The organism is Aureimonas sp. ME7, from assembly GCF_903970965.1.
Taxonomy (GTDB): Bacteria; Pseudomonadota; Alphaproteobacteria; order Rhizobiales; family Rhizobiaceae; genus Aureimonas.
This window is the reverse complement of sequence record NZ_CAJCKW010000034.1, coordinates 1-5,090: the sequence shown is the minus strand read 5'-3', so window position 1 is coordinate 5,090 and position 5,090 is coordinate 1. Positions and strand designations below refer to the sequence as shown.

At 65.1% G+C, this 5,090-nt stretch carries 9 protein-coding genes; 7 read left to right on the top strand and 2 right to left on the bottom strand.

The window, feature by feature from the left end:
• Positions 1 to 343: 343 nt before the first annotated feature.
• Both H7A85_RS20510 and H7A85_RS20505 read left to right on the top strand, forming a co-directional pair.
• Positions 344 to 931: a DUF433 domain-containing protein gene (locus H7A85_RS20510; protein WP_182422393.1), complete on the top strand. Its 588-nt coding sequence runs from the start codon at positions 344 to 346 to the stop codon at positions 929 to 931.
• Positions 928 to 1,335, top strand: coding sequence for a DUF5615 family PIN-like protein (locus H7A85_RS20505; RefSeq protein WP_182422392.1), 408 nt, complete (start codon positions 928 to 930; stop codon positions 1,333 to 1,335). Before H7A85_RS20510 ends, H7A85_RS20505 begins: the two co-directional genes overlap by 4 nt.
• Here H7A85_RS20505 and H7A85_RS20500 read toward each other — a convergent pair.
• Positions 1,314 to 1,553 carry a hypothetical protein gene (locus H7A85_RS20500; protein ID WP_182422391.1) on the bottom strand — a complete coding sequence of 80 codons (240 nt, stop codon included), beginning with the start codon at positions 1,551 to 1,553 and terminating at the stop codon, positions 1,314 to 1,316. The two genes, H7A85_RS20505 and H7A85_RS20500, sit on opposite strands and share 22 nt — an antisense overlap.
• Positions 1,554 to 1,739: 186 nt before the next feature.
• Positions 1,740 to 1,937: a hypothetical protein gene (locus H7A85_RS20495; RefSeq protein WP_182422390.1), complete on the bottom strand. Its 198-nt coding sequence runs from the start codon at positions 1,935 to 1,937 to the stop codon at positions 1,740 to 1,742.
• A 98-nt stretch (positions 1,938 to 2,035) separates the two neighbouring features.
• Here H7A85_RS20495 and H7A85_RS20490 point away from each other — a divergent pair, with 98 nt between their 5' ends.
• The 5 genes from H7A85_RS20490 (at position 2,036) to H7A85_RS20470 (ending at position 5,015) form a co-directional block, all read left to right on the top strand.
• Positions 2,036 to 3,199 (top strand): DUF3829 domain-containing protein, encoded by a 1,164-nt coding sequence (locus tag H7A85_RS20490; protein ID WP_182422389.1) that lies wholly within the window; start codon positions 2,036 to 2,038, stop codon positions 3,197 to 3,199.
• 79 nt (positions 3,200 to 3,278) lie between these two features.
• Positions 3,279 to 3,905, top strand: a complete 627-nt coding sequence (locus H7A85_RS20955; protein WP_182422388.1) for a hypothetical protein — start codon at positions 3,279 to 3,281, stop codon at positions 3,903 to 3,905.
• Positions 3,902 to 4,348 (top strand): hypothetical protein, encoded by a 447-nt coding sequence (locus H7A85_RS20480; RefSeq protein ID WP_182422387.1) that lies wholly within the window; start codon positions 3,902 to 3,904, stop codon positions 4,346 to 4,348. Before H7A85_RS20955 ends, H7A85_RS20480 begins: the two co-directional genes overlap by 4 nt.
• Complete coding sequence (locus tag H7A85_RS20475; protein WP_182422386.1) at positions 4,345 to 4,749, top strand: integron; 405 nt, start codon at positions 4,345 to 4,347, stop codon at positions 4,747 to 4,749. The genes H7A85_RS20480 and H7A85_RS20475 overlap by 4 nt, the downstream gene beginning before the upstream one ends.
• 38 nt (positions 4,750 to 4,787) lie before the next feature.
• The gene (locus tag H7A85_RS20470; protein ID WP_210270283.1) at positions 4,788 to 5,015 is read left to right on the top strand and encodes a hypothetical protein; all 228 of its coding nucleotides are present in this window, start codon (positions 4,788 to 4,790) and stop codon (positions 5,013 to 5,015) included.
• The last annotated feature ends 75 nt before the right edge of the window (positions 5,016 to 5,090 follow it).

Genomic DNA, 5,090 nt, shown 5'->3' with positions numbered 1-5,090 from the left:
CATCGGCAACAAACCGCCGATATCGCTGGTGAACCGGTCAGCGGCACATGGCCCGCCGCCGCCGGTCGAAGCTCGATGACGGCCGGCCAAACAGTCCAGGAACGGGTGGCAGGTCAAGCCGACGACAGGACTCTCGCTCCCGCTGGATGAAAAACGGGGGTCACGTCATCGGCCACGGTACGGCGACGGGCGTTTGTCGGGCGATCGTCAAGCGCCTCGATCCTTTGGAAAGCGGGAATAGCCGGTATATCTTCCCGAAATCAGGAAGAATATCGAGGCGATCATGGGTGAACGGGCTGAACTGCTGCGCTCCCAGGAGGCAGCTTTCGTTTCGGGGATCGCCGTGAAGGCGGTCGATCGAGCGATCGATGATCGCGTGCTGCCCAAGGGCTTCTTCGAGGTCGACGGCGGTCGCCGGTTGACGCCCGGCGCCTGCGTGATGGTCGCCTTTTACCACAAGACGGCCGAGGATTTCTCGACGGCGCTCCGGAAGCGGATCATCGCCAGTTTCAAGGACCGGCTCCGCCACGTCGAGTTCAGCCGTTACGAGGCGCTGACGCGCGAAAACTGGACGCTGAGCGACCGTTGCTGGACCGTAGACCTTGCGCCCATCATCAAGCGTGCGGGCACCTCTTACGTGCAACTGCGCCAAGCCGAGGCCGCCGTGTCGCGCGATCCGGACGTGATGAACGGAACCGAGGTCCTGCACGGAACGCGCGTACCGGTGCGCGACGTCGCCGCATCGGCGAACGGCGGCGCGACCATCGACGACATCCACGAGGCCTATCCATCGCTGTCGGAGCAGCAGATCAACCTCGCCATCGTGTATGCGGCGGCTCACCCAGCGCGCGGACGGCAGCGCGGAACCGTGTTGCCGGCCGGCACTGAGCGGCTGGAACGCAAGGTCGTACGGCGCAAGACGGCCGGATGAAGTTGCTCGTCGATGAGTGCCTGAGTCTCAGACTGACGACGATGGCCCGAGATAGAGGGTATGGCGAATCCTCGCATTTGGTCTGGCTCGGCCTCGCCGGCATGAAGGACTGGGACTTGATCAAGCGTGTGGCCGACGAGGACTGGACGCTTGTGACGAAGAACTCCTACGACTTCCGTGACCCCACCGACGCACCGGGAGAGCCAGGACTTCACGCTGCCCAATCGATCCATGCCGGGCTTGTCTGCCTGAACGGGCCACCCGGAATGGATCTTGCCCTGCAGGAAGAACTGTTCACCGTTGCGCTCGATGAGCTTGGCAGCGACCTGGTCAACCAAGTGCTCGAGGTGACGACCGACGGAAAGACGATCACCATCGATCGCTATCGTCTGCCGGCAGACTGATCAGTGGTGACCCCCTTCTCGGCCTCGGCGACCGTTTGAAGAGACGTGCCCCTGTCACTGATTGATCCCTTGCGACCTGACCGCGCCAAGGCGTGCGTCTTGCGCATCTTCGGTTCATTCACGATCGCGGCCGGCGCCACGACCGAGAGGTTGTGGGTCGTGGTAGGAAGCCGACCGCTCACGACCAACACGCGATGGATGATCTGGGCGGCCTTCATGACCGCCTGCCTTCTCGTCATCTTGTACCCATGACACCGTGACCGATGTCTGCCACCGTTTTGGCGACCTTGTCTGCCCGGCGGAGCGCTGTTCGTCGCGGTTGCGGCGCTGGACGGCTTCTTCGCGACGGAGGCAGCCCTGCGATCCGTGGGGTACGCCCGACCAGCCGGACCAACCATCGGCGCCTACCTGCCGAACTTCATGCCGCGCCGCTCGAACAGCGTCTTGAACAGGGGATAGCAGGTCGCGGCGAGGACGGCACCGCTCAGCATCCAACCGATGGCTCCACCCGTGACGGCTTCCATGATGACGCCGACAGCGATGCATCCAATAAGAGCGAGGCCGATCTTCCAGATCATGTCCACCGTGAACAGCGACTTCATGCAAGATGCCCTTTCGGCTTCGAAACGCTCATGAATTAGGTATGTCAGTCGCAGTGCCCCGACAGGGTCGACGAGCTTGCTCCGTCCGGTCGCGATGATTGATCGTCGTCATCGAAGCGATCGTCGCATGCTCGATCGCGCGCACGTTCGCATCGTCGATCTCACCTAAGACGTCGCCCGATAGGCGCTTGACCATCAAGGTCCGCTCACGGAAGGAGACCGTTGACGCTGAGGTTGCAGTCCTTTCGCTCGGGAACGGACAGATAGCTGCGCGTTGCCAGCGGCAAGGAGGGGATATGCGACATCGCGATCGAGTACGGGTGACCGGGTTTGCGCTATTAGCGGTGGCTTGCCTTGCCGGCTGCAACGGCGAGAATAAGAACAGCGCGACGCCAGGGACTGCGGCGCACGGCTCGTCGTCGGCCGACCAAACGGAAATCGCCAAGTCCAACGCCTACATCATCGCCGCCAACGAGAGTTCAGGCCTGTTCGAGAAGGCTCTGGCAACCTATCAGGACACGGTCTCTCCAAGACTGTCCGCCGATCGCCCGTTAGAGACCTACGAGGTCGTTCCGGTTCAGCAGGTCACCAAGATCCGCACCCGTCTGGAGACCGCGGGCGCGTTGGAAGGTTCGATTCCGGAACTCGACCCGGCAGCCCGCGACTATGCGAGCGCCATCGCGGCCTTCGAGCGGGTGAACAACGGGCTGGCCAATTACGCCCAGTCCAAGGGCTTCCTGACGGACAAGGGCGCGAAGGCGCGAACGGAGGACGCGGTGTTCGTCGCAGCACTCCGCAAGGTCGTGAATGCGGAAACGGTCTTCTTCCACCGGATCGACACGCGGGACGCGCGGCTGACGCAAGAAGCCTACGACCGGGCGCCGGAGGGTAGTGTGGAGCGCTACCGCGCCGGGATGGTGATGCGCGGCAAAGCGGCAATGAAGGAGGTCCTGACCGTATTTACCGAACCGGCCGACGTCGCCACGCGTCAGGCATTCGCCAAGAACCTCGACGAGATGGCGGGGATGGTCGAGAACTGGGATCGTGCGGTCCGGGCCGAGAAGCCGGAAGGATGCCCGGCCATCCAGAGCAGCGCCAATCTGGTGATCGCGAATGGGCGCAAGGCGGTCCAGAGTGCCGAGGCGGGTCGGTTCGAGACGGAGTCCGGTACGCCGTCCTTCGTTCTCCAGCAAGAGTTCAGCATTCTCCAGCAGAACTTCTCGATGATGATCTTCAACCTCAACCAGCCGTTCTCCTGTTAAAACGGGGGAGGTCGGCGTCCACGGTCCGGAAGGGCCGGATCGAGGATCGCGACCATCGACGGATCGGATTGGGAACGACATGACCCTTCGGCTTTCTCTCCCGAGCCTTGGCGTGCTTTGTCTAGCGCTCGCGGTCCCCGCCAACGCCTCGCAGCCGATGTCGGGAAGCTACGGCCCGCTCGCGCTGGTCGTGGGGGACGACGGATCGGTTCACGGCGTCTTCGCCGAGCGCCAGATCGGCAACGGCACGCCGGAGGCGCCGCAGTTCGACTGCCTGTTCCTGCTTGTGGGTCACGTGGAAGGCGACAGGGCGGATGTCGTCACCTGGTTTCCGGGCAAGGCCGAGCGCATCGGCGGCGAGCTTCACCTGGGGGCGGAGCCGAGCCTGCGGCTCGCCGAGAACCATGGCGGCTGCCTGATGACCACCGGCGACATGAAGGGCGCGCCCTACGACCTTCTCCTGGACGAGCGGCGCGAGGACTGGATCGGGGCGGGGCTCGTGGCTGCCGAGCGAGCGATCCTCCACCCCTCCCCCACCAACGCCCCGGGGCGCAGCCGCCCCTATCTCGTCCGGTTCGATCCGGTCGCGGTGCTGGCGCAGCGTCCCGGCTGGATCCATGTCGAGTATCTCGAAGCCACGGACCGACCCGTGACCGGATGGCTCCGGGAGGCCGACGTGGTACTAAGCGCGGCGGCGCGTCCGTGACGCGTCGTGACAGGTGGATCTGGGGGCTCGGCCTCGCCCTGGCGGTCGGCGCGCCCCTTGCCGTGATCCTGGCGCCGGAGGGACGGCTGGCCTGCCGCGAGCCCTATCTGACGGAAACGCGGCCCGATGGGGCTTGGAGCGTGACAATCTGCGGCCGCCCCCGCCTCTTCGCCATGCCGGGCGGGGGATCCGACGCGCTCGGCTGGATCGTCCTGCGCGACGATCACGGTGCAATCCGGGGCGTGTCCTCGCTGGCCATGCTGCAACTCTACGGACTGATGGGCGGGGACACGTATTGGACGCGGCGAAGGGTTTCGCGACCCATGGTCTTCGACCTGCCGCTCGATCCGGCGGCGAACCGCATCGAGCGATGGTGGGGCGAGCGCATCTGGCGGCTGCGGGCTCTGACAGGCCTGACGCCCAGCGACGAGGGTCTCAGTTGAAACTCACGGTTCCACTTCTCTGCGTCGCGACGCTATTGGCTTGGTTGCCCTCGCCGAACGCGAGCGCGCAGAGCTCGGTGCGCGTCGAGATCGGCGGCGACGCCGAGTTCGACGCCTGCAGGAGCTTCGGGCGGATCGTCGGGCTCGACCCGACTGGCGACAACTTCCTGTCGGTCCGAGACGGGCCCAACTCGGGGCACCAGGAACGCGATCGACTCGGTGCCGGTGCACTCGTTGCCATCTGCGACGAACGCGGCCCCTGGCTCGGCGTCGTCTACCCCGCACCGGGGACGCAGACCGATTGCGGAGTATCCTCGCCGCAAACGGTGCGCACGCCGTATCGCGGTCCCTGCCGCTCGGGCTGGGTGCACGGCCACTTCGTGGACGTCATCGCGGGATGAGGCGTTCAACGGCCGCCGCACGGATCGCCCGAACGACCTTGGCCTTCGCACTTTTGGCCATCGCTGTCTGGCTGAACGCCGCCACCCTGATCGAAGCCTACGGCTCCGGGCCTCCCTACCACGGGCGCACGACCAACATGGACAAGTGGACCAATCCCCTGCCCTGGCTCATCCCACTCGATGTCGTTGTGACCACTGTGGTGCTTGCGTTGGCCTACCTGGCCTGCCCCTATCAGGTGGTCCGGTTCAAATCTAATGCATGGTAGGTTTGGCGACCACGGTTGAGGTGGCCGGCGAAGCGGGTTGGGGTGGCGCAGCCGGCCATAGCGCGGCGGCAGGTG

What these genes read in the sequence shown, in the direction of transcription:
- H7A85_RS20500 (WP_182422391.1), bottom strand. Translation starts at nt 1,553, where the DNA reads ATGAAGGCCGCCCAGATCATCCATCGCGTGTTGGTCGTGAGCGGTCGG.
- H7A85_RS20495 (WP_182422390.1), bottom strand. Translation starts at nt 1,937, where the DNA reads ATGAAGTCGCTGTTCACGGTGGACATGATCTGGAAGATCGGCCTCGCT.
- H7A85_RS20955 (WP_182422388.1), top strand. Translation starts at nt 3,279, where the DNA reads ATGACCCTTCGGCTTTCTCTCCCGAGCCTTGGCGTGCTTTGTCTAGCG.
- H7A85_RS20505 (WP_182422392.1), top strand. Translation starts at nt 928, where the DNA reads ATGAAGTTGCTCGTCGATGAGTGCCTGAGTCTCAGACTGACGACGATG.